Consider the following 22140-nt stretch of genomic DNA (forward strand, 5'->3'; position numbering starts at 1 on the left):
GCGGGCGGCGCGTCCGGCTCCATCCCGGCCGTCAGCTGTCGGCGACGGCCGCCCGGGCCTCCCGCAGCACGTCGGTGGCCCGCACCCCGTACCGCTCCTTGAACCGGTGCGAGAAGCGGGCCGCCGAAACGAAGCCGCAGCGCGCGGCCACCTCGGCGACGGTCGGGTTCCCGCCCCCGGCCAGCAGTGCCCGCGCCCCCTCGAGCCGACGTGCCAGCAGGTACTGCGGAACGGTCGTCCCACCGGCGGCGAACACCCGCGACAGGTGCCGCTCGCTGATCCCGATGCCCTTGGCGATCCGGGCGGCGTTGAGCCCGCTGTCGCTCAGGTGGTCCTCGGCATAGGCCTTGGCCATCGCCAGATGGACGGCGGCGAGCGCGGCCGGACGGCCGGTCACCACGCCGGCGAGCAGATCGAGCAGGGTGTCCTCGTCGACCGGCCGGGACGTCTCGGGATGCACGGCGCGGCCGGCCAGCCGCGCCAGCGTCCTGGCCTGCAGGTCGCCGGTGCCGAAGTCGAACACCCGGGGGCGGGCCACCGGCTCCGGGCCGGTGATCTCCCGCCACAGCTGCCGCGGCACCTTGACGGCCAGTTCCTCCAGGCCCTGGGAGAAGCCGCGCATGAAGGGCCGGTCCGCATCGCACACGATCAACTGGCCCGGCCGGACCACCTGCACCCCGCCGTCGTGGTAGAAGAACGCCTCCCCGACCAGCGTCAGGTAGCAGGCGATGGCCTCGGACGGCAGCTGCCGGACGACCGCACGGGTACGTTCGACGACGTGGGGATTCCCCGTCACCCGGGCCACATGCACCCTGGGCAGCTGCAGGTTGATCTCCGTCGCCTCCAGGACCTCGTCGTCGAGCGAGCGGCAGCGCAGACCGATCAACGCGGTCGCGTTGTGGTCCTCCCACAGCGCGACACGCTGGGCCTCGGGCAGCCCGGCCGTGCTGAAACGTACGGGCCCCGACACCATGCCGGTCGTCATCTCCCCAGAGTATTCCCTCGGCACCGTCAGCCGGTCGTCCGCGCCCCTGCCCCCCGGCCCCCGGACTCGGCCCCGGGTGGCGAAGCCCGGCCCGCGCCGCGGGCCCGTACCCGCGGGAGCGATCAGACGCCGCCCGAGCCGCGTGCGTCGACCTGGTGGGCCACACCCTCCCCCTACAGCCCTACGATCTTGTTCCACCGCTTGGCGAACTCGACCCGTTCCGTCGACGTGATGTCCCGGGCGATCGCGAGGCGCTTGCGCATCGCCTCGTTGGGGAAGATCAGGGGGTTGTCGGCGAGGGCCGCGGTGTCCTTGTCCTTGGAGTCGGCGAGGACCTGCTGGGCCGCCGGGACCGGGCAGACGTAGTTGACCCAGGCGGCCAGCTCGGCGGCGACCTCCGGCTGGTAGTAGTAGTCGACGAGACGCTCCGCGTTGGCCTTGTGGTCGGCGCGGTCCGGGATCATCAGGGAGTCGGACCACAGCTCCGCCCCCTCCTCGGGGACGACGAAGCGGATGTCGGGGTTGTCCGCCTGGAGCTGGATGACGTCACCGGAGTACGCCTGGCAGGCCAGGACGTCCCCGCTGACCAGGTCCTTCGTGTAGTCGTTGCCGGTGAAGCGGCGGATCTGGCCGCGGTCCACCTGCTGCTGCACCTCGTCGCAGACGTCGTAGAAGTCGTCGGCCGTCCACTTGGTGATGTCCACGCCGTTGCCCTGCATGAGCAGCGCGAAGGCCTCGTCGAGGCCGGAGAGCAGGGTCACCCGGCCCTTGAGGTCGCTCGCCCACAGGTCCTTGACGTGCCGGATCTCGCGGCCCAGCTTCCTGCGGTTGTACGCGATGCCGGTGATGCCCGACTGCCACGGCACGGTGGAGAGGCGGCCCGGGTCGAAGGCGGGCGAGCGGAGCAGCGGGTCCAGGTACTTCGCCACGTTCGGCTGCTGGGCGCGGTCCATCTTCTGGACCCAGCCCAGGCGGACGAACCGGGCGCACATCCAGTCGCTGACGACGATCAGGTCGCGGCCGGTGGACTGGTGGTTCATCAGCGCGGGGCTGATCTTGCCGAAGAACTCGTCGTTGTCGTTGATCTCCTCGATGTAGTCGACGGAGATCCCGGTGCTCTTCTCGAAGGCGTCGAGGGTGGGCCGCTTGTTCGGGTTGTCGTCGTCGACGTCGATGTACAGCGGCCAGTTGGCGAAGACCAGTTTGTGGTCCGCGGCGGACACGTCGGTCGCGGCGCGGTCGCCGGCCCTGACGTAGGCGGCGGGCACCCCGCAGCCCGCCAGCGCGCCGAGCGCGGCGGTGCCGCCGAGCGCGCGCAGCAGGGAGCGACGGGAGAGCGCGGGCGTCTGGGAAGAGGTCTGGGGCACACCTGAAGCATGTCGCGCCCGCCTCTCACCGGGCAATCGACGCTGCGTCGAGCCACCTGACACGGACCCGACACCTTGTCGATGCCCCGGATCAACACGGAGTTGCTTCGAAGCCCCGGCGCGCACAGCGCCCCGAAAGGGGCGCGGGGGACTGCGCGACCAGCCCCCACGCGCCCGCACCCGGCCTACAACCTGCGGCCTAAAACCTGCGGCCTACGGCTTACGGCTTACGCGTCCAGCGACGTCATCACGTGCTTGATCCGCGTGTAGTCCTCGAATCCGTACCCGGACAGGTCCTTGCCGTACCCGGACTTCTTGAAGCCGCCGTGCGGCATCTCCGCGACCAGCGGGATGTGCGTGTTGATCCACACGCAGCCGAAGTCCAGCTTCTTGGACATCCGCATCGCGCGCCCGTGGTCCTTGGTCCACACCGAGGACGCGAGCGCGTACTCGACGCCGTTGGCCCAGTTCACGGCCTGGTCCTCGTCCGTGAAGGACTGGACGGTGATGACCGGCCCGAAGACCTCGTTCTGGATGATCTCGTCGTCCTGCTTGAGACCGGAGACGACGGTCGGCGCGAAGAAGTAGCCCTTGTCGCCGACCCGCTGACCGCCGGCCTCGACCTTCGCGTGCGCCGGGAGCCGCTCGATGAACCCGGCGACCTGCTTGAGCTGGTTCGGGTTGTTCAGCGGTCCGAACAGCACGTCCTCGTCGTCCGGGTGGCCCGTCTTGGTCTCGGCGGCGGCCTTCGCGAGCGCCGCGACGAACTCGTCGTGGATGGACTCCTGGACGAGCACCCGGGTCGCCGCCGTACAGTCCTGGCCGGCGTTGAAGAAACCCGCCACCGAGATGTCCTCGACGGCCTTGGCGATGTCGGTGTCCTCGAAGACGACGACGGGGGCCTTGCCGCCCAGCTCCAGGTGGACCCGCTTGAGGTCCTTGGAGGCGGACTCGGCGACCTGCATGCCGGCCCGCACGGAGCCGGTGATGGAGGCCATCGCCGGGACCGGGTGCTCGACCATCGCACGGCCGGTGTCACGGTCACCCGTGACGACGTTGAAGACGCCCTTGGGGAGGATCCCGCCGATGATCTCGGCCATCAGGACGGTCGACGCCGGGGTGGTGTCCGACGGCTTCAGGACGACGGTGTTGCCCGCGGCGATCGCCGGGGCGAACTTCCACACGGCCATCATCATCGGGTAGTTCCACGGCGCGACCTGCGCGCAGACGCCGACCGGCTCGCGGCGGATGATGGAGGTCATCCCCTCCATGTACTCGCCGGCCGAGCGGCCCTCCAGCATCCGGGCCGCGCCGGCGAAGAACCGGATCTGGTCGACCATCGGCGGGATCTCCTCGGAGCGGGTGAGCCCGGTCGGCTTGCCCGTGTTCTCCACCTCCGCCGCGATGAGTTCCTCGGCCCGCTCCTCGAACGCGTCCGCGATCTTCAGCAGCGCCTTCTGCCGCTCGGCGGGCGTGGTGTCGCGCCAGCCCGGGAAGGCCGCGGCCGCGGCCGCCATCGCCGCGTCGACGTCGGCCTCGCCGGACAGCGGGGCGGTGGCGTACGCCTCGCCGGTCGCCGGGTTGACCACCTCGGTGGTCCGTCCGTCGGCGGCGTCCCGGAACTCACCGTCGATGTAATTGCGCAGACGACGCAGCTCGGTGCTCACTGCCGGCCCTCCAAGTTCGGGTGTCCATTCACTGAGACACCCACAGTAATCCGAGATCCCACGTTTTCAACACCCCCACCGCCGTCACGTCTGCGAAATCCGCAATCCACGACACCTGAAACAACGAATTTCATCGATACGGCCTTGCGGAACCGTCGAGACGTCGTGCACAGTGAGGTCGTGGCCAGTCGAAGCGCAGACCAGAGGGACTCGTCCCGCGAGTCCAGGAACGGCACCCCGCAGTTGGACGCCGTCTCCCTCGCCATCATCCAGCAGCTCCAGGAGGACGGCCGCCGGCCGTACGCCGCGATCGGCAAGGCCGTCGGCCTGTCGGAGGCGGCCGTGCGCCAGCGCGTCCAGAAGCTGCTGGACCAGGGCGTCATGCAGATCGTCGCCGTCACGGACCCGCTCACCGTGGGCTTCCGCCGGCAGGCGATGGTCGGCATCAACGTCGAGGGCGACGTCGAGTCGATCGCGGACGCGCTGACGGCCATGTCGGAAGTCGAGTACGTGGTGATGACCGCGGGCTCGTTCGACATCCTCGCGGAGATCGTCTGCGAGGACGACGACCACCTGCTGGACGTCATCAACAAACGCATCCGGGCCCTGCCCGGTGTGCGCTCCACCGAAAGCTTCGTCTACCTGAAGCTGAAGAAGCAGACCTACATGTGGGGAACCCGATAACCGTGACCCAGAAGGACCTCAGCCGCACCGCGTACGACCACCTGTGGATGCACTTCACCCGCATGTCCTCGTACGAGAACTCGCCCGTCCCGACCATCGTCCGGGGCGAGGGCACCTACATCTACGACGACAAGGGCAAGCGCTACCTCGACGGTCTCGCCGGTCTGTTCGTGGTCCAGGCCGGTCACGGCCGCACCGAACTCGCCGAGACCGCCTTCAAGCAGGCCCAGGAGCTGGCGTTCTTCCCGGTGTGGTCGTACGCCCACCCGAAGGCCGTCGAGCTTGCGGAGCGGCTGGCCGACCACGCCCCCGGCGACCTGAACAAGGTCTTCTTCACCACCGGCGGCGGCGAGGCCGTCGAGACCGCCTGGAAGCTCGCCAAGCAGTACTTCAAGCTGCAGGGCAAGCCGACCAAGTACAAGGTCATCTCGCGCGCGGTCGCCTACCACGGCACCCCGCAGGGCGCCCTGTCGATCACCGGCCTGCCGGCGCTCAAGGCCCCCTTCGAGCCCCTCGTCCCCGGTGCCCACAAGGTCCCGAACACCAACATCTACCGCGCCCCGATCCACGGCGACGACCCGGAGGCCTTCGGCCGCTGGGCCGCCGACCAGATCGAGCAGCAGATCCTCTTCGAGGGCCCCGACACCGTCGCCGCGGTCTTCCTGGAGCCGGTCCAGAACGCGGGCGGCTGCTTCCCGCCCCCGCCCGGCTACTTCCAGCGCGTGCGCGAGATCTGCGACCAGTACGACGTGCTCCTGGTGTCCGACGAGGTCATCTGCGCCTTCGGCCGCCTCGGCACGATGTTCGCCTGCGACAAGTTCGGCTACGTCCCGGACATGATCACCTGCGCCAAGGGCATGACCTCGGGCTACTCCCCGATCGGCGCGTGCATCGTCTCCGACCGCGTCGCCGAGCCGTTCTACAAGGGCGACAACACCTTCCTGCACGGCTACACCTTCGGCGGCCACCCGGTCTCCGCGGCGGTCGGCCTCGCCAACCTCGACCTGTTCGAGCGCGAGAACCTCAACCAGCACGTCCTGGACAACGAGGGCGCCTTCCTCTCCACCCTGCAGAAGCTGCACGACCTGCCGATCGTCGGCGACGTCCGCGGCAACGGCTTCTTCTACGGCATCGAGCTCGTCAAGGACAAGGCCACCAAGGAGTCCTTCAACGAGGAGGAGACCGAGCGCGTCCTGTACGGCTTCCTCTCCAAGGCCCTGTTCGAGAACGGCCTGTACTGCCGTGCCGACGACCGCGGCGACCCGGTCGTCCAGCTCGCCCCGCCGCTGATCTCCAACCAGGAGACCTTCGACGAGATCGAGCAGATCCTGCGCGCCACCCTCACGGAGGCGTGGACCAAGCTCTGATCACCGGATCAGCGGTCCGACCATCCGGCCCCGGCGCCGTCCGTTCGAGTGAGAACGGCGGCCCGGGGCCGTGTGCTGTCCGGGCTCCGCCGCCCGGCCTGCCTAGCGTGCACGTGACCGATCGGCCCAGCCTTCGTTCCCCCGGACGTGGGAAGGCACGGCAAACGGATCAGAACCGAGGTGTACGCCCATGGAGGCCCCGCCGGACAACGACGTGCTGTGGGCACGCGCCCTGCACTTCAGCCACCAGGACGGCTCACCCGGCATCGCCGGCGTCTCGCTGGCCGTGCGGGAGGGCGAGATCCTCGCCGTCAGCGGCCCGCGCGGCAGCGGCAAGACGACCCTCCTGAGGTGCCTCGCCGGTCTGGTCCCTGCGCAGGACGGCGAGGTCTGGTTCAACAGCAAGGCCGTGCACCGGATGGGCCCGTTCGCCCGCGAGCGGCTGCGCCGCGACCGCTTCGGCTGGATCGACCCGGCCCCGGCCCTCGTCCCCGAACTGAACGTCTGGGAGAACACCGCCCTGCCGCTGATGCTGCGCGGCACCGGCCGCCGCCGGGCCAAGGTGGCAGCGCTGGAGTGGCTGGAGCGCCTCGACGTCGGCGACAAGGCCCGCAAGCACCCGGCCGAGCTCCAGCAGGCCGAACGCCAGCGCGTCTCCATCGCCCGCGCCCTCGCCCCCGCGCCCACGGTCCTCTTCGCCGACGAGCCGACGGCCCCGCTGCACCGCGCCGACCGCGCCCACGTGCTGCGCACCCTCACCACGGCCGCCCGCTCGCACGGCATCACGGTCGTCCTCGCCACGCACGACGCGGAGACGGCGGCCCTCGCCGACCGCAAGGTCGACCTCCTGGACGGGCGCCGCGTGAACACCGTCCACCTGCCGCCGGTCCCCGAGGCGGAGGGCCGGGCCGAGTGCTCAGTCTCCGTCTGACCCGCGCCGCCCGGCCTGCCGTCCACCTGCGCCGCCTCCTGGTGGCCGCGGCGGCGGCGGGCACGGGCTTCCTCCTCCTGTCCGCCCTCGGCTACGCGCTGGCCCACCCGAACCACTCGACGGCGGCCCTCCTGCGCCTGTCCTGGTGCGCGATCCCGGCCGCCAGCACGGTGTACCTCGCGGTCGCGGTGGCCCGCACCGACCCCGGCGCCAGGCCGCGCTCCGGTCTCTCCGCCTTCGGCCTGGGACCTGCCCGCCTGATGGCGATCGCCGCCGTCAACACGGCCCTCGCCTGCACCCTCGGCTCCGTGCTGGCCCTCCTCGTCTTCCTCCACCTGCGCGGCGACCTCACGGGCATGCCCTTCGACGGCGCGGCGAAGGACTTCCTGGCGGCCGACAGGTCCCTGCCCGTCCCGGCGGCCCTGACCCTCCTGGCCGTCCTCCCGGTCCTCGCCTCCACGACGGTCGCCCTGGCCCTCCGCCCCCGCGACCTGCCCCACCCCGGCACCCGCACCCGCGTCTACGGCCGCTTCGGCGCCTACGACCGCACCGCAAAGCCGGAATCCTTCGGCACCTACGGCCGCTTCGGCGCCCGCCTCTTCCGCGGCCCCACCCCCGGCACCCAGCCCACGAACCCCCCACCCCACCCGACAGACGGCCCCCAGCCACCGCTCCACCCCACGCACGGCCCCCAGCCCTCCTCACATCCCGAGCACGCCACCCAGCCCTCCCCGCACGCCGCGCACGACGCCCAACCGCCCTCGCACCCCGCGCACGTCGCCCAGCCCTCGTCACACCCCGCGCACGACTTCCAGCCCTCCCCGCACCCCGCGGGCAGTCGTGCCGCCGGGGTGGCACGGGTGGGCGCGGACGGCACCCTGCGAGCGCCGGTAAGCGACACCCCCCTCACCCCGGCCCCAGCCGACCCCGCCCATGACACCCCGGCCCCGCTCCCCGGCCTCCCCACCGCCCAACCCCCTGGCCTCCTCACCGCCCAACCCCCCGGCCTCCCCTGGGGCATCGCCGTCCTCGCCGCAGGCCTCGCCGTGGAGTCCTACGCCGGCGTCACCGAGACCGCCCCGCACACCACCCTCCCCGGCGGCCTGGCCGGCGGCCCCGCCGGTGTCCTGGCCGGCTGGGCCCTCACCGCCCTCGGTCTGGTCCTCGCCGCCCCCGGCCTCACCCACCTCTGCGGCCGCCTCCTGCAGTCCGTCCGCCCCGGCGCCCGCCGTCTCCTCGCCGGCCGCGTCCTGATGGCGGAGGCCACCCGCATCGGCCGCCCCCTCGGCGTCGTCTGCGCGGTGGCGTCGGCCGCCTTCGCGACCACCGCCCTCCGCGGCGACGACGGCAGCGCCCCCGCCTTCGGCCCCCTCACCGCGCTCGGCGGCCTCGTGGTGGCCGGCTGCACGGTCGCCACCCTCCTCACCGCCGCCGTCGAGGCCCGCCAGTCCCGCGCCGACACCACCGCGGCCCTGCTCCGCCTGGGCGCCCCGGCGACCGTGCTGCGCAGCGCGGCGGCCCTGCGCACCGGCGCCCTGCTGGCCTTCTTCGGCCCCCTCACCCTGCTGATCGCGGACCTCGCCGCACTCCCGCTCGCCCGCTGAAAGCCCGGCTGGACGGCGGACTGAACGGCCGTACGAGCGGCCGTTCGAAAAAATCCCCGCCCGGCGCGATGACTTTCGCGGCGCCCCCCGGTCTACCCCCTCGAACGGCACGACACCCGAGGGAGAGACCCATGTACCAGCAGATGATCTTCGTGAACCTGGCCACCGACGACGTCGCCGCGTCCCGGAAGTTCTTCACGGAGCTCGGCTACTCGATCAACCCGCAGTTCAGCAACGACGACTGCTCCTGCGTCGTGATCAGCGACACGATCATCGCGATGCTGCTGAGCAAGCAGCGCTACGCCGACTTCACGAAGAAGGAGATCGCCGACTCGACGAAGACCAGCGAGGTGCTGATCTGCCTGAGCGCGGAGAGCCGCGAGAAGGTCGACGAGCTCGTGAACAAGGCGGTCGCGGCCGGCGGCACGGCCAACGACGACGTCCAGGACCAGGGCTTCATGTACGGCCGTTCCTTCGAGGACCTCGACGGCCACAGCTGGGAGGTCGTCTGGATGGACCCGGCGGCGGTGCAGGGCTGACACCTAGAGTGGGCGGGTGCATCCGACACCCGCCCAGCCGAATCCCCCGCAGCACCGGGCCGCCCGCGACCGTGAGATCGAGTCCCTCGCCGAGTTCGACGAGGTCGTCGCCGCACACGGAACGCTCGCGCAGTACCGGATCCAGGCCGTCGACCTGACGGGCCGTACGGACGTCCTGCTGACCACCGACACCGCCGGCGCCGTCTTCCTCGGCTGCCCGATGTCCCCCGAGGCCGCCGCCCGGGCCGGCGCGTCCGGTGCGCTGGTGTTCCCGCCCGTCCCGGACCTCCCCTTCGATCCCTACCGCGCGTTCGTCTACACGCCCGGCGAGCTGTTCGACTCGCTCGACGCGGGCTACGAGGCGACCCCGGACGCCCGCTCGTACGCCTGGTTCCAGCAGACCAGGGCGGACGGCGACATATTCGGCTCGATGCTGCGCTCGATCCACGACGACGCGGTCTCCGACGCGCTGGACGAACTCCTCGTCGGGGCCCGGGTGGTGGGCGTGATGGGCGGCCACGCGATGGCCCGCGGCACGGCCGAGTACGCCGGTGCCGCCCGGCTCGGCCGGGAGCTCGCGCGGGCCGGCTTCACGGTGGCGACCGGCGGCGGCCCCGGCGCGATGGAGGCGGCGAACCTCGGCGCGTACGCGGCGCCCTTCGACGACGGGATGCTCGACGAGGCGCTGGAACTCCTCGCCAAGGCACCGTCGTTCCGGCCGTCCGTCACCGACTGGGCGCGCGCCGCCTTCGAGGTCCGCGAGCGCTGGCCGGACGGCGGCCCTTCGGTGGGCATCCCCACCTGGTTCTACGGCCACGAGCCGCCGAACGCCTTCGCCGCGCACATCGCCAAGTACTTCGCCAACGCCACCCGCGAGGACGGCCTGCTGGCCCGCTCCAACGCCGGCGTGGTCTTCCTGCCGGGCGCCGCCGGGACCGTACAGGAGATCTTCGACAACGCGACGCCCAACTACTACGAGTCACGCGGTGAGCCGACCCCGATGGTGCTCGTGAACGAGGCGCACTGGAGCGAGAGGCTGCCGGCCTGGCAGCTGCTGACCTCGCTCGCGGGGGAGCGCGCGATGGCGTCCCGTATCGCCCTCGTTGACCGGATCGAGCAAGCTTCACAAGCGCTGAAACGTCTCAGCAATTAAACAGAAGGTAAAGTCAACATCCGTGGACCGCATATGCGTTGACACTACTTACGGCACACTTATAGACCTGAGGGACTCTTGGGGATTCTGATGCCTCACCGCGTTGCCGCATCAACTCCCCCTCAGCCCCCCTCAGTTATGCACTCAGTAAGGACAAACGTGTCCATATCTCGCCGCAGTGCACGTCGTTCCGTGCGCGTCCTGGGAGTTGCCGCCGCGTCGGCCGCGCTGGCGTTCACCGCCTCCGGCACTGCCCTCGCGTGCAACATCTCCGACTTCTCCGCCGAAGCCACGTGCGACGGCAGCAACGGTGCCATCAACGTCAAGGACATCGACGCCTCCGGTACTTCGGCCACCATCACCGTCTTCCTCGAGAACAACGGCGCCGACGCGAAGCAGGTCGGCGAGGCCCAGACCGTCAAGGGCTCCAAGGCGGGCACCACGGTCTCCTTCTCCGAGGACTGGAAGCCGAACGCGGAGTACCGGGTCCACGTGGTCGTCGACACCAAGGGCATCAAGATCGACAGGGACATCACGCCCAACCTGACGACCCCGTCGACGGCGTGCAAGTCCGACGAGAGCTCCAGCCCCTCCCCCTCGGACTCGGCCACCCCGTCGCCGTCGGCGTCCGAGTCCACCCCGGCCGAGTCGGACTCCCCGACCCCGTCGGCCGCCGAGAGCAGCAGCACCGCCCCGGCGACCACGTCGGACAACGCCCCGTCCCCCGCCGTCGGTGAGTCGAACCTCGCCGAGACCGGTGCCAACTCCAACACCGGCCTGATCGCCGGTATCGCCGCCGCGCTCGTGGTGGTCGGCGGTGGAGCCGTCTGGTTCGGCATGCGCCGTCGTGGGGCGCACAGCGGCAACTGACGCGCCGCTGACCACACCCGTACACCGTCGAGGCCCGCCCCGTATCCCCGGGGGCGGGCCTCGGCCGTACCCGCGCACGAGGTCAGTCCAGTACGACGGTCTCCGCCGCCTCGAACCCGACGCCCACCGCGTCCCCGGCCTCCGGAGCCTCCCGCAGCGCACAGGCCGCCTCCAGGCGCGGTCCGTCCGCGGGCTGGAGGTGGACGGTGACGTGGGTGCCCTGGAAGGTGCGGGCGGTCACCGTGCAGGGCAGCCCCGCGTCGGCGGCGACGAGCCGTACCCCCGCCGGCCGTACCAGCAGCGTTCGCGGGCCCTGCGCCGAACCCTCGGGCACCGGGACCTTCCCCCACGGCGTCACCGCGACGGTTCCCTCGACGGTCGCCGGCACCACATTGCCGAAGCCGAGGAAGCGGGCCACGAACTCGTCCGCGGGCCGCTGCCAGACGTCGAGGGGCGTGCCGGACTGGGCGATCCGCCCGTCCCGCATCACCACCACCCGGTCGGCGAGCGCGAACGCCTCGCCCTGGTCGTGCGTCACGGCGAGCACGGTGGTGCCCAACCGCCCGAACAGCTCCCGGAGTTCGACCACCAGCCGCTCCCGCAGCGAGCGGTCGAGCTGCCCCAGCGGTTCGTCCAGCATCAGCAGCCGGGGCCGGGGCGCAAGTGCCCGCGCGAGCGCCACCCGCTGCTGCTCACCGCCGGAGAGCCCGGCGACGGCCCGCCCGGCCGCCCCCGGCAGCCCCACCAGCGCCAGCAACTCACCGACCCGTTCGGCCTGTTCCGCTCTCCCGGCGCCGCGCATCCGCAGCCCGAAGGCCACGTTCCCGCCCACGTCCCGCTGCGGGAACAGCTGGTGGTCCTGGAACATCAGGCCGACGCCCCGCCGGTGCGCCGGCACCCGCGCCTGGTCGTGGCCGTCGAGCAGCACCCGCCCCGAGCCGAGCGGTTGCAGCCCCGCCACCGCCCGCAGCAGCGTCGACTTGCCGCTCCCGCTCGGCCCGAGCACGCACACCACCTCGTGCTCGGCCACCTCCAGGCCGACGGCGTCGAGCACCGCCCGCCCGCCGAACCGCACGGTGGCCCGGTCCAGTTCGAGAAGCGGCATCAGAACTCCCCCGTCCGGTCGGTGCGCAGCCGCTCGAGGACCAGCAGGGCCACCGCGCACACCACCATCAGAATCGTGGAAAGGGCCATCGCCTGGCCGTAGTTGAGATCACCGGGGCGGGACAGCAGCCGGGCCACGGCGACCGGCAGGGTCGGGTTGTCCGGCCGCGCGATGAACACCGTCGCCCCGAACTCCCCCAGCGACACCGCGAACGCGAAGCCCGCCGCGATCAGCAGCGCCCGCCGCACCAGGGGCAGATCGACCTCCCGCCACACCCGCCAGGGCGAGGCCCCCAGCACGGCCGCCGCCTCCCGCAGCCGCTCGTCCACGGCCCGCAGCACGGGCAGCATGGTCCGCACGACGAAGGGCACGCCGACCAGCGCCTGCGCGAGCGGGACGAGGATCCAGGACTGGCGCAGGTCAAGCGGCGGCTTGTCGAGCGCGATCAGGAACCCGAAGCCGACGGTCACCGCGGACACCCCGAGCGGCAGCATCAGCAGCGCGTCGAACCCCCGTACCAGGCGCCCCGCGTCCCGCCGGGCCAGCGCGGCGGCCGCGAGCCCGCCCACCACCACGGCGACGGCGGTGGCGACGACCGCGTACTGCAGCGAGTTGACGACCGACTCGATCGGCGCGACCAGGAAGGTCCCGCCGTCGGCGTCGCCCAGCGCCCGGTAGTACCCGAACCCGCCGTCCAGCGACCGCCGGACCAGCACGCCCAGCGGCAGCACGAGGAGCACGGCGACGGTGGCGAGCACCCCGCCGAGCAGCGCCCACTGCCCGGCCCCGCGCGGCCGGCGTGCCGTCACCGCCGGGTCCACCAGCCTCAGCGCGCTCTCCCGCCGCCGTACGGTCCACGCGTGCACGGCGAGGATCGCGCCGACCGCGGCGAACTGCACGAGGGTGAGGACGGCGGCCGTGGAGAGGTCGAAGATCTCGGAGGTCTGCCGGTAGATCTCCACTTCGAGGGTGGAGAACGTCGGCCCGCCGAGGATCTGCACCACGCCGAAGGAGGTGAAGGTGAACAGGAAGACCATCAGCGCGGCGGCGGCCACCGCAGGGGCCAGGGCGGGCAGGGTGACCTTCCGCCAGGCGGCCAGGGGGGAGACGCCGAGCATCCGGGCGGCCTCCTCCTGCCGCGGGTCCAGCTGGGCCCACAGCCCGCCCACGGTCCGTACGACGACCGCGTAGTTGAAGAAGACGTGCGCCAGCAGGATGGCCCAGACGGTGGTGTCGAGCCGTACGCCCCACAGCTCGTCCAGCAGGCCGCCTCGCCCGACCAGGGCGAGGAACGCGGTCCCCACCACCACCGTCGGCAGCACGAAGGGGACCGTCACCACGGCCCGCAGCACCTGCTTGCCCGGGAAGTCGAGGCGGGCGAAGACGTAGGCGGCGGGCAGCGCGGCCAGCAGGGTGAGCGCGGTGGAGGCCAGCGCCTGCCAGGTCGTGAACCAGAGCACGTGCCGGATGTCGGACTGGCCGACGACGTCGGTGATCCGCCCGAACCGCCACACCCCGTCGACCTTCAGCCCGCGCGTGACGATCGCCGCGACCGGCCAGGCGAAGAAGACGGCGAAGAACGCGACCGGCACGGACATCAGCCCGAGCCGCGCCGCGCTCCCCGAACGGCCCTTGTGCGGGGCTACTTCAGTACGAGTGACGTCCACGTCTTGACCCACTGGTCACGGTTGGCGGCGATCTTGTCGGGCGCCATGGTCTCGGGGTGCTGGGCGGCGGGCCCGTACTTCGTGAACTCGGCAGGCACGATCGCGCCCTTCACCACCGGGTACACGAACATGTTCAGCGGCATGTCCTCCTGGAACTCCTTGGAGACCAGGAAGTCGATGAGCGCCTTGCCGCCCTTGGTGTTCCCCGCGTTGCTCAGCAGCCCCGCGAACTCGATCTGCCGGAAGCAGGTGCCGGTCGCGACCCCGGTGGGCGCGGTGCTGGGCTTCGGGTCCGCGTAGATGACCTCGGCGGGCGGCGAGGAGGCGTACGACACGACGAGCGGCCGGTCACCGCCGGCCTTCTTGCCGCCGGCCGACCCGGAGAACTCCTCGTTGTAGGCCTGCTCCCAGCCGTCGACGACCTTGACGCCGTTGGCCTGGAGCTTCTTCCAGTAGTCCGGCCAGCCGCTGTCCCCGTACTGCGCGGCCGAGCCCAGCAGGAAGCCGAGCCCCGGTGAGGAGGTGGCCGCGTTCTCGGTGACGAGGAGGTTCTTGTACTGCGGCTTGACGAGGTCGCCGTACGACGTCGGCGGGGCCAGCTTGTGCTTGCTGAAGTACGCCTTGTCGTAGTTGACGCAGATGTCGCCGTAGTCGATGGGCGTGACCCGGTGCTTGGCCGCGTCGAGCTGGTAGGACGTGCCGACCGTGCCGAGCCCCTTCGCCTCGTACGGCTGGAAGAGACCGTTGTCGAGGGCCCGGGAGAGCAGGGTGTTGTCGACGCCGAAGAAGACGTCGCCCTGCGGGTTGTCCTTGGTCAGGATCGCCTTGTTGACGGCCTGCCCGGCGTCGCCGTCCTTGAGGACCCTGACCTTGTAGCCGGACTGCTTCTCGAAGTCCTGGAGCACGTTCTTGGAGACGGCCCACGAGTCGTGGCTGACCAGGGTGACGGTCCTGGAGTCGGCCTCGGAACCCGACGACGACGAACAGGCGGACAGCGTGACGAGGCCGAGCCCGACGGCCGCGGCCAAGAAGGTCCTTGTGTGCACTGGTGTTTTCCTCCTGGGGTTGACCAGGAAGAGACGCGGCCCTGCCCGCGGTGTGCGGGCAGGGCGCAACAGCTTGAGTGATGACCGAACTTCCTACCCAGAATGACCTGGGCGAGGTTCAGAGGGTCTGCGGCCCGGTTGCCGCACTCTCAGCGCTGTGGCGCTCCCCTGTCGGAATATGAAGATGTACCTGCGGCCCTCAGATTACCGCTCGGTGGCCGCGAGCTGACCACAGGCTCCGTCGATCTCCTGCCCACGGGTGTCCCGGATCGTCACCGGCACACCATGCGCCTCGATCGCCTCGACGAACGCCTTCTCGTCCTCCGGCCGCGACGCGGTCCACTTCGAACCCGGCGTCGGGTTCAGCGGGATGAGGTTGACGTGCACGGGCTTGCCCTTGAGCAGGCGGCCCAGCCGGTCCCCCCGCCACGCCTGGTCGTTGATGTCCCGGATGAGGGCGTACTCGATGCTGAGCCGCCGCCCGCTCTTCTCGACGTACTCGAACCCGGCGTCGAGGACCTCGCGCACCTTCCACCGCGTGTTCACGGGGACGAGGGTGTCGCGCAGTTCGTCGTCGGGGGCGTGCAGCGAGATCGCCAGCCGGCACTTGAAGCCCTCGTCGGCGAACCGGTGGATGGCCGGGACCAGTCCGACGGTCGAGACGGTGATCCCGCGCTGCGAGAGGCCGAGCCCGTCCGGGGCAGGGTCGGTGAGCGCCCGGATCGCTCCGACCACGCGCTTGTAGTTCGCGAGCGGCTCCCCCATCCCCATGAAGACGATGTTGGACAGCCGCGCCGGGCCCCCGGGGACCTCGCCGTCCCGGAGCGCCCGCATCCCGTCCACGATCTGGTGGACGATCTCGGCGGTCGACAGGTTCCGGTCCAGACCCGCCTGCCCGGTCGCACAGAACGGGCAGTTCATCCCGCAGCCCGCCTGCGAGCTGATGCACATGGTCACCCGGTCCGGGTACCGCATCAGCACGGACTCGACGAGCGTGCCGTCGAACAGCCGCCACAGCGTCTTGCGCGTGGTCCCCTCGTCGGTCGACAGATGCCGTACGACCGTCATCAGCTCGGGGAACAGCGCCTCCCGCAGCTTGTCCCGCGAACCGGCCGGGATGTCGGTCCACTGCTCGGGGTCGTGCGCGTACCGCGCGAAGTAGTGCTGCGACAGCTGCTTGGCACGGAACGGCTTCTCCCCGACCTCGGCCACCGCGTCCTTGCGCTCGGCGGGCGAGAGATCGGCGAGATGCCGCGGCGGCTTCTTGGCACCGCGCGGCGCTACGAAAGTGAGTTCTCCGGGAATAGGCATGGCTGTACCAGTGTCGCAGATCGAATGGGGTGACCTGCGGGGGTTGGTCGCTACGGCTGTCGGTAGTGGTCGTCGACGGGCACGGGAGGGGCATGTCGACTGCCATCCCTAGACTGCGAGCAGCACGGCGAGCGTCAAAGCTGCCACCGCGGAGAAGACCCGCCGCTTCCTCCAGCCCGGCCCCGAAGCCTGGCGGGTCAGCTCCCAGGCGGCCACCAGACCGCCGCCAAGGCCCAGCGCGCTCCGCAGCAGGAAAGCAGTCGTGCGCACAGGGAGCCTCCAGGGACCTTCGAGCGGAGGATAAGGCTAGCCCCGCCAGTTGCTGAGGCCTCCTGGGCGGGTAACGGGGTCGGTGGCGGTTCAGGACGGTCGCCTGCGAACGACACAGTTGCCGGCACGTCCTCGCTGGGGACGTCCCCCCACAGCCGGCTAGCCCAGCCCCGACAAGAGGGGGCTCGTCAGCTGGTACAACACGCCGCCGATGGGCGACCCGTCGGGGGTGGCGCCCTGGGGCGGCGGCGGAAACTGAAGGCCCGCAACAACCGGCGGGAGCGGGTCGACGAGAGGCGCCGCTGCTGAGGCAGTGGATGCGGATCCCCCGAGCACGCCGCCGGCGAGAAGCGCGACAGCCGCAATCTGGGACGTCCTGATCATGTGCGTCACCCGATCCTTCGATGAAGTCACTGACGCGCCATGCCCGGCTCGGCAGGCGCTGCATGTTCCGCCATGCCAACGAGTCAGTCGCCCTCAGGTGACTGGATCGGAAGATCGCGTATTCAGCCGTGGCGCAGGTCGGACCGCGTTGGCGACCGCGGATCCGGCCGGGGTTCGGGGGGCCGAGGACTCAGGCCCTGGCCGTGGTGATGATGGCGAAGAAGGCACCCAAGGGGTCGAGGAGCATGGCGAAGCGGCCGATGCCGGGGGCCTCGGTGACGGGCATGAGGGCGGTGGCTCCGGACTCGGTGGCGCCGGCGAACGCGGCGTCGCAGTCGCTCACCTCGAAGTACGGATGCCATTCCGGGGTCGATCCGGCGTCGAGGTTGGCCTGGGGCAGTTGCATGAGGCCGCCATGGGCCGCCGCGGGACCTGCACCCGCCGGGGTGAGGATCGTGTAGGTGAGTCCCGGGCCCATCGGCACGTCCCGGGTCTGCCAGGAGAAGACCGCCCCGTAGAACGCCTTCGCCGCGTTCGCGTCGGTGGTGTAGAGCTCCGTCCTGGCCAGACTGCCGGGGACCGCGACGAGGTCCAGGCCCCGGGTCTCGCCCGGCTGCCAGACCGCGAAGTCCGCGCCGGCGGGGTCGACGAAGGCGGCCGCCCGCCCGAAGGCGAAGACGTCCGACGGGGCGATCCGGACGCTGCCGCCCGCCTGCTCCACGGCCTTGGCGGTGGCGTCGGCGTCCGGGGTGTGGAAGTACACCCGCCAGGACGAGCCCGCGCCCTCCTCGGTGAGCGGGCCGATCCCGGCGACCGTCCCGCCGTCCTGCTCGAAGAAGCCGTAGCCGCCCGCCTCGGGGCCGGCGGACCGGTGCTGCCAGCCGAAGACGGCCGCGTAGAAGGCGGCGCTCGCGTCGGGGTCGGGGGTGCCCAGGTCCAGCCAGTTCGGGGCGCCGGGCACGTAGGTGGTCGTCAGCATGGTGGGGTCCTCCTCGGTCCTCGCCGGCCCGCGCCGGTCACCACGTCACGGGCAGCGTACGCGGTCCCGATCAATGGGGTCGGCCGGCGGCGGAGGCGGGGCGGAGGACAGGGTGGCGGCCGGAGCGGAGGACAGGGTGGCGGCCGGGGCCGACATGTCGTCGAGCCCCCGCCCTGCGAGGGACGGGGGCTCGGCTGCGACAGGTGTGCGCCGCACCCTGCCGGCGACTCCGCGGATCGGCCGGGGTCGGCCCGGTCAGCCGCTGCCGACGAACAGCACCATCAGCAGCCACACCACCGGAGCCGTCGGCAACAGGGAGTCAAGGCGGTCCATGATGCCGCCGTGGCCCGGCAGCAGCGTGCCCATGTCCTTGATGCCCAGGTCCCGCTTGATCATGGACTCGCCGAGGTCGCCGAGCGTGGCGCTGGCCGCGACCGCGAGGCCCAGCAGCAGGCCCTGCCACCAGGTGCCGTCGTCGATCAGGAACTCCATGCACAGCGCACCCGCGGCCATCGCGAACAGCACCGCGCCGACCAGGCCCTCGCGGGTCTTGCCGGGGCTGATGCGCGGGGCGAGCTTGTGGGTGCCGAAGCGCCAGCCGACCGCGTAGGCGCCGGTGTCGCTGACCACCGTGAGGAGGAGGAAGGTCAGCACGCGTTGCGGGCCGTCCTCCGCGGTGAGCATCATCGCGACGAACGTCGCCAGGAAGGGGACGTAGAACGCCGCGAAGAGGCCCGCCGTGACGTCCTTGAGGTAGCCCTCCGGAGGTTCCGTCATCCGCCAGACCAGGACCGCGAGGCCGGTGAGGGCGAGAGCGACCCACGCGCCCTCCGCGCCCCGCGCGTACCCGGCGACCACCATCGCGGCGCCGCCCAGCGCCAGCGGGACCAGGGGCGCCTTGATGCCCTTGCGCTCCTGGAGCCGGCTGGTCAGTTCCCACAGGCCCACCACGACGGCGACCGCCACGACACCGACGAAGACGGCCTTGACGACGAACAGGGACGCCACGATCACGACGCCCAGTCCGACGCCGACTCCTATGGCCGCGCCCAGGTCGCGTCCCGCGCTCTTCTTCTGCGGCGCGGGCGCCGGCTGTGGGGCGTCGGGCATGGGCTCCGGATTCTGCGGCGCCGCCGCGTGAGGCAGGGGCTGCGCCGACGGTGTGTCGTGACGGAACGTCTCGTCTCGGAACGGGGGACCGCCCAGCCGAGCGGCCCCCCTGTCACCGTCCTGGTCCGAGCCGTACGCGGGCACGTCGTCGGGCACGACGGGCATGGGGCGAGTCTGCTGCGCGTTCTGCGCATCGTACGCGGGACCCGCAGGGGCGGCTCCCTGGACATGCCCCTGGTCGTAGCCGTGGGCGTGACCGAGGCCGTACCCCTGACCGGGACCCTGGACAGGGCCTGCACCCGTGCCGTACCCCGGGCCGGGCCCATGGGCGGGGCCGGGGCCGTATCCCTGGCCGGAGCCGTGGTCGTACCCCTGGCCGGTGCCCTGATCGGTCGGTTCCCAGTACCCGGCCGGTGGTCCGGCCTGCCCGGGCTGCGGCCCGGCGTGCGGCGGGGCTCCCCAGGATGAGTCGTTCATCAGACTTCGAGAAGCTCCGCTTCCTTGTGCTTGAGGAGCTCGTCCACCTGCGCGACGTACTTCGCGGTGGTGTCGTCGAGCTCCTTCTCGGCGCGGCGGCCCTCGTCCTCGCCGACCTCGCCGTCCTTGATCAGCTTGTCGATGGCGTCCTTGGCCTTGCGGCGGACGGAGCGGATGGAGACCCGGGAGTCCTCCGCCTTGCCCTTGGCGACCTTGATGTAGTCACGGCGGCGCTCCTCGGTGAGCTCCGGGAACACCACCCGGATGATGTTGCCGTCGTTGCTCGGGTTGACGCCCAGGTCCGAGTCGCGGATGGCCTGCTCGATGTTGCGCAGGGCCGTCTTGTCGAACGGGGTCACGACCGCCATGCGCGGTTCCGGCACGGAGAACGAGGCCAGCTGGTTGATCGGCGTCGGCGCGCCGTAGTAGTCGGCCACGATCTTGTTGAACATCGCCGGGTGCGCACGGCCGGTGCGGATCGCGGCGAAGTCCTCCTTGGCGACCACGACGGCCTTCTCCATCTTCTCCTCGGCTTCGAGGAGGGTCTCTTCGATCACCACTTGCTCCTGCGTGTCTTGAGTAAGGCCCGGCTGCGGTTGCGCCCGGAGGCGGCGGCCGGCTGCGTCGCGTCTTCTTTCTCCGACGGTTCCCGACCGGCAGGACATTGTCCATCCCCCGGTCAGGGTCCGTCAGGCGGTGCCGGTCAGTCCCGGCCGCCCTGGTCACCCACCAGCGTGCCGATCTTCTCACCCTTGACGGCGCGCGCGATATTGCCCTCCGCGAGCAGCTCGAACACCAGGATGGGCAGCTTGTTGTCGCGGCAGAGCGTGATCGCGGTGGCGTCGGCGACCTTGAGCTCGCGGGTGATGACCTCGCCGTAGCCGAGGGAGTCGAACTTGACGGCGTCGGGGTTGGTCTTGGGGTCGGAGTCGTAGACCCCGTCCACGCCGTTCTTGCCCATGAGCAGCGCCTCGGCGTCGATCTCCAGGGCACGCTGGGCGGCGGTGGTGTCGGTGGAGAAGTACGGCATGCCCATACCGGCGCCGAAGATGACCACACGGCCCTTCTCCAGGTGGCGCACGGCGCGCAGCGGGATGTACGGCTCGGCGACCTGTCCCATGGTGATCGCGGTCTGCACCCGGCTGTCGATGCCCTCCTTCTCCAGGAAGTCCTGGAGGGCGAGGCAGTTCATGACGGTGCCGAGCATGCCCATGTAGTCGGAGCGGGCCCGGTCCATGCCGCGCTGCTGGAGCTCGGCGCCGCGGAAGAAGTTGCCGCCGCCGATGACGACGGCGACCTGTGCGCCGTCGCGGACGACGGCCGCGATCTCGCGGGCGATCTTGTGCACCACGTCGGGGTCCACGCCCAGGCCGCCGCCACCGGAGAAGGCCTCTCCGGACAGCTTCAGCAGAAACCGGCCGCGCACTTTGCCGTCGTCGCTCTTCTGGGCCTTGGTGGTCATGGAGATCCCGCCTCTTTCGCGTGGTGCACATACAAAGAAGGCCATTGCCGGTGGGGTCGCTTTTCGCTGCCCATGCGCGGCAATGGCCTCCTCGTCAGTTCTGCCGCCGTCCGTCACGCCCGTGGGTGTGGCGGTGCGTACGGACGACTGCTGTCGACCGACCCTATCGGGATTTCCCCGCGGGTCGCGCGTCGATCGCGGTACGGACTCAGATGCCGACCTTGATGCGCGTGAAGCGCTTCAGGGTGACACCGGCCTCGTCCAGGACCTTCTGGACCGACTTCTTGTTGTCCAGCGCGTACGGCTGGCCGAGCAGGGTGGCGTCCTTGAAGAAGCCGTTGAGGCGACCCTCGACGATCTTCGGCAGGGCGGCCTCGGGCTTGCCCTCGGCGCGCGTGGTCTCCTCGGCGATGCGGCGCTCGGACTCGACGACGTCGGCCGGCACGTCCTCCTTGGAGAGGTACTTCGGCGCGAAGGCGGCGATGTGCTGGGCGACGCCCTTGGCGATCTCGGCGTTCGGCTTGTCGAGCTCGATGAGGACACCGATCTGCGGCGGCAGGTCGGGCATCGTGCGGTGCATGTAGGCGGTCACGTAGCCGTCGGCGTACTGCGCGAAGCGGTCCAGGACGATCTTCTCGCCGAGGTTGGCGTTGGCCTCGTCGACGTACGCCTGGACGGTCTTGCCGGGCTCGATCTCGGAGGCGAGCAGGGCGTCCAGGTCCGCGTAGGAGGACTTGGCGACGTGCTCGGCGATGGCGTTGGCGACGGCCTGGAACTTCTCGCCCTTGGCGACGAAGTCCGTCTCGCACTTCAGCTCGACGAGGACGCCGGAGGAGTTGTCGTCGGCGATGATCGAGACCACGGCGCCGTTCTCGGCGGAGCGGCCCTCGCGCTTGGCGACGCCCTTCTGGCCCTTGATGCGGAGCGCCTCGACAGCCTTGTCGACGTCGCCCTCGGCCTCGTCCAGGGCCTTCTTGCAGTCCATCATGCCGGCGCCGGTGAGCTCGCGGAGCTTCTTGACGTCAGCGGCGGTGTAGTTCGCCATGAGTCGTTAAGTCTTTCTCGAAGTCGGGAGATCTGCCCGATCCACGAACCACACGTAGATGTGGAGCGCGAATCTATGGGTGAACGGCGGGGGCGTACGGGATGTCGCCGCCCCCGC

General features: G+C 71.0%; 20 protein-coding genes. 7 read left to right on the forward strand and 13 right to left on the reverse strand.

Features of this window, described 5'->3' with window-relative positions; translation table 11 throughout:
• Positions 1-31: 31 nt before the first annotated feature.
• From ACZ63F_RS29425 to ACZ63F_RS29435, 3 genes are all read right to left on the reverse strand, one after another.
• The gene (locus tag ACZ63F_RS29425; RefSeq protein ID WP_469715351.1) at positions 32-985 is read right to left on the reverse strand and encodes a helix-turn-helix transcriptional regulator; all 954 of its coding nucleotides are present in this window, start codon (positions 983-985) and stop codon (positions 32-34) included.
• A gap of 173 nt (positions 986-1158) precedes the next feature.
• Entirely contained in the window at positions 1159-2352 is a 1194-nt protein-coding gene (locus ACZ63F_RS29430; protein ID WP_469715355.1) for an ABC transporter substrate-binding protein, read from the reverse strand.
• 227 nt (positions 2353-2579) lie between these two features.
• Positions 2580-4019 (reverse strand): gamma-aminobutyraldehyde dehydrogenase, encoded by a 1440-nt coding sequence (locus tag ACZ63F_RS29435; protein ID WP_469715358.1) that lies wholly within the window; start codon positions 4017-4019, stop codon positions 2580-2582.
• A 165-nt stretch (positions 4020-4184) separates the two neighbouring features.
• Between ACZ63F_RS29435 and ACZ63F_RS29440 the strand changes: the two genes are divergently transcribed.
• The 7 genes from ACZ63F_RS29440 (at position 4185) to ACZ63F_RS29470 (ending at position 11167) form a co-directional block, all read left to right on the forward strand.
• Positions 4185-4703 (forward strand): Lrp/AsnC family transcriptional regulator, encoded by a 519-nt coding sequence (locus ACZ63F_RS29440; RefSeq protein WP_093498818.1) that lies wholly within the window; start codon positions 4185-4187, stop codon positions 4701-4703.
• Positions 4688-6070, forward strand: coding sequence for an aspartate aminotransferase family protein (locus ACZ63F_RS29445; protein WP_457698250.1), 1383 nt, complete (start codon positions 4688-4690; stop codon positions 6068-6070). The genes ACZ63F_RS29440 and ACZ63F_RS29445 overlap by 16 nt, the downstream gene beginning before the upstream one ends.
• A gap of 190 nt (positions 6071-6260) precedes the next feature.
• A complete protein-coding gene (locus ACZ63F_RS29450) occupies positions 6261-7001 on the forward strand; it encodes an ABC transporter ATP-binding protein (protein WP_352364632.1) in 741 nt (246 codons plus the stop codon).
• Positions 6983-8605, forward strand: coding sequence for a hypothetical protein (locus ACZ63F_RS29455; RefSeq protein WP_469715365.1), 1623 nt, complete (start codon positions 6983-6985; stop codon positions 8603-8605). Before ACZ63F_RS29450 ends, ACZ63F_RS29455 begins: the two co-directional genes overlap by 19 nt.
• Positions 8606-8736: 131 nt before the next feature.
• The gene (locus ACZ63F_RS29460; RefSeq protein ID WP_469715369.1) at positions 8737-9144 is read left to right on the forward strand and encodes a VOC family protein; all 408 of its coding nucleotides are present in this window, start codon (positions 8737-8739) and stop codon (positions 9142-9144) included.
• 16 nt (positions 9145-9160) lie between these two features.
• A complete protein-coding gene (locus tag ACZ63F_RS29465; protein ID WP_469715371.1) occupies positions 9161-10297 on the forward strand; it encodes an LOG family protein in 1137 nt (378 codons plus the stop codon).
• 138 nt (positions 10298-10435) lie between these two features.
• Positions 10436-11167, forward strand: coding sequence for an LAETG motif-containing sortase-dependent surface protein (locus ACZ63F_RS29470; protein ID WP_469715373.1), 732 nt, complete (start codon positions 10436-10438; stop codon positions 11165-11167).
• 82 nt (positions 11168-11249) lie between these two features.
• Here the strand turns inward: ACZ63F_RS29470 and ACZ63F_RS29475 are convergent, their stop codons facing one another.
• The 10 genes from ACZ63F_RS29475 to tsf all read right to left on the reverse strand — a co-directional run bounded on the left by ACZ63F_RS29475 (position 11250) and on the right by tsf (position 22023).
• Positions 11250-12272 carry an ABC transporter ATP-binding protein gene (locus ACZ63F_RS29475; protein ID WP_469715376.1) on the reverse strand — a complete coding sequence of 341 codons (1023 nt, stop codon included), beginning with the start codon at positions 12270-12272 and terminating at the stop codon, positions 11250-11252.
• Positions 12272-13870: an ABC transporter permease gene (locus ACZ63F_RS29480; protein ID WP_469715378.1), complete on the reverse strand. Its 1599-nt coding sequence runs from the start codon at positions 13868-13870 to the stop codon at positions 12272-12274. The genes ACZ63F_RS29475 and ACZ63F_RS29480 overlap by 1 nt, the downstream gene beginning before the upstream one ends.
• A gap of 44 nt (positions 13871-13914) precedes the next feature.
• Entirely contained in the window at positions 13915-14985 is a 1071-nt protein-coding gene (locus ACZ63F_RS29485; RefSeq protein ID WP_469715380.1) for a thiamine ABC transporter substrate-binding protein, read from the reverse strand.
• 204 nt (positions 14986-15189) lie between these two features.
• Positions 15190-16296 carry a dual-specificity RNA methyltransferase RlmN gene (gene rlmN, locus ACZ63F_RS29490; RefSeq protein ID WP_469715383.1) on the reverse strand — a complete coding sequence of 369 codons (1107 nt, stop codon included), beginning with the start codon at positions 16294-16296 and terminating at the stop codon, positions 15190-15192.
• Between the two features lie 108 nt (positions 16297-16404).
• On the reverse strand, positions 16405-16566 hold the full coding sequence (locus ACZ63F_RS29495) for a hypothetical protein (RefSeq protein WP_469715385.1): 162 nt from the start codon (positions 16564-16566) through the stop codon (positions 16405-16407).
• A 574-nt stretch (positions 16567-17140) separates the two neighbouring features.
• On the reverse strand, positions 17141-17929 hold the full coding sequence (locus tag ACZ63F_RS29500) for a VOC family protein (protein ID WP_469715386.1): 789 nt from the start codon (positions 17927-17929) through the stop codon (positions 17141-17143).
• A 255-nt stretch (positions 17930-18184) separates the two neighbouring features.
• Positions 18185-19516: a phosphatidate cytidylyltransferase gene (locus tag ACZ63F_RS29505; RefSeq protein WP_469715388.1), complete on the reverse strand. Its 1332-nt coding sequence runs from the start codon at positions 19514-19516 to the stop codon at positions 18185-18187.
• The gene (frr, locus tag ACZ63F_RS29510; protein ID WP_132889831.1) at positions 19516-20073 is read right to left on the reverse strand and encodes a ribosome recycling factor; all 558 of its coding nucleotides are present in this window, start codon (positions 20071-20073) and stop codon (positions 19516-19518) included. Before frr ends, ACZ63F_RS29505 begins: the two co-directional genes overlap by 1 nt.
• Positions 20074-20219: 146 nt before the next feature.
• Positions 20220-20978, reverse strand: coding sequence for a UMP kinase (pyrH, locus tag ACZ63F_RS29515; protein ID WP_351959657.1), 759 nt, complete (start codon positions 20976-20978; stop codon positions 20220-20222).
• 208 nt (positions 20979-21186) lie between these two features.
• Positions 21187-22023: a translation elongation factor Ts gene (tsf, locus tag ACZ63F_RS29520; protein WP_351959658.1), complete on the reverse strand. Its 837-nt coding sequence runs from the start codon at positions 22021-22023 to the stop codon at positions 21187-21189.
• Positions 22024-22140: the final 117 nt, after the last annotated feature.

This window comes from Streptomyces sp. NPDC104761 (assembly GCF_055583445.1).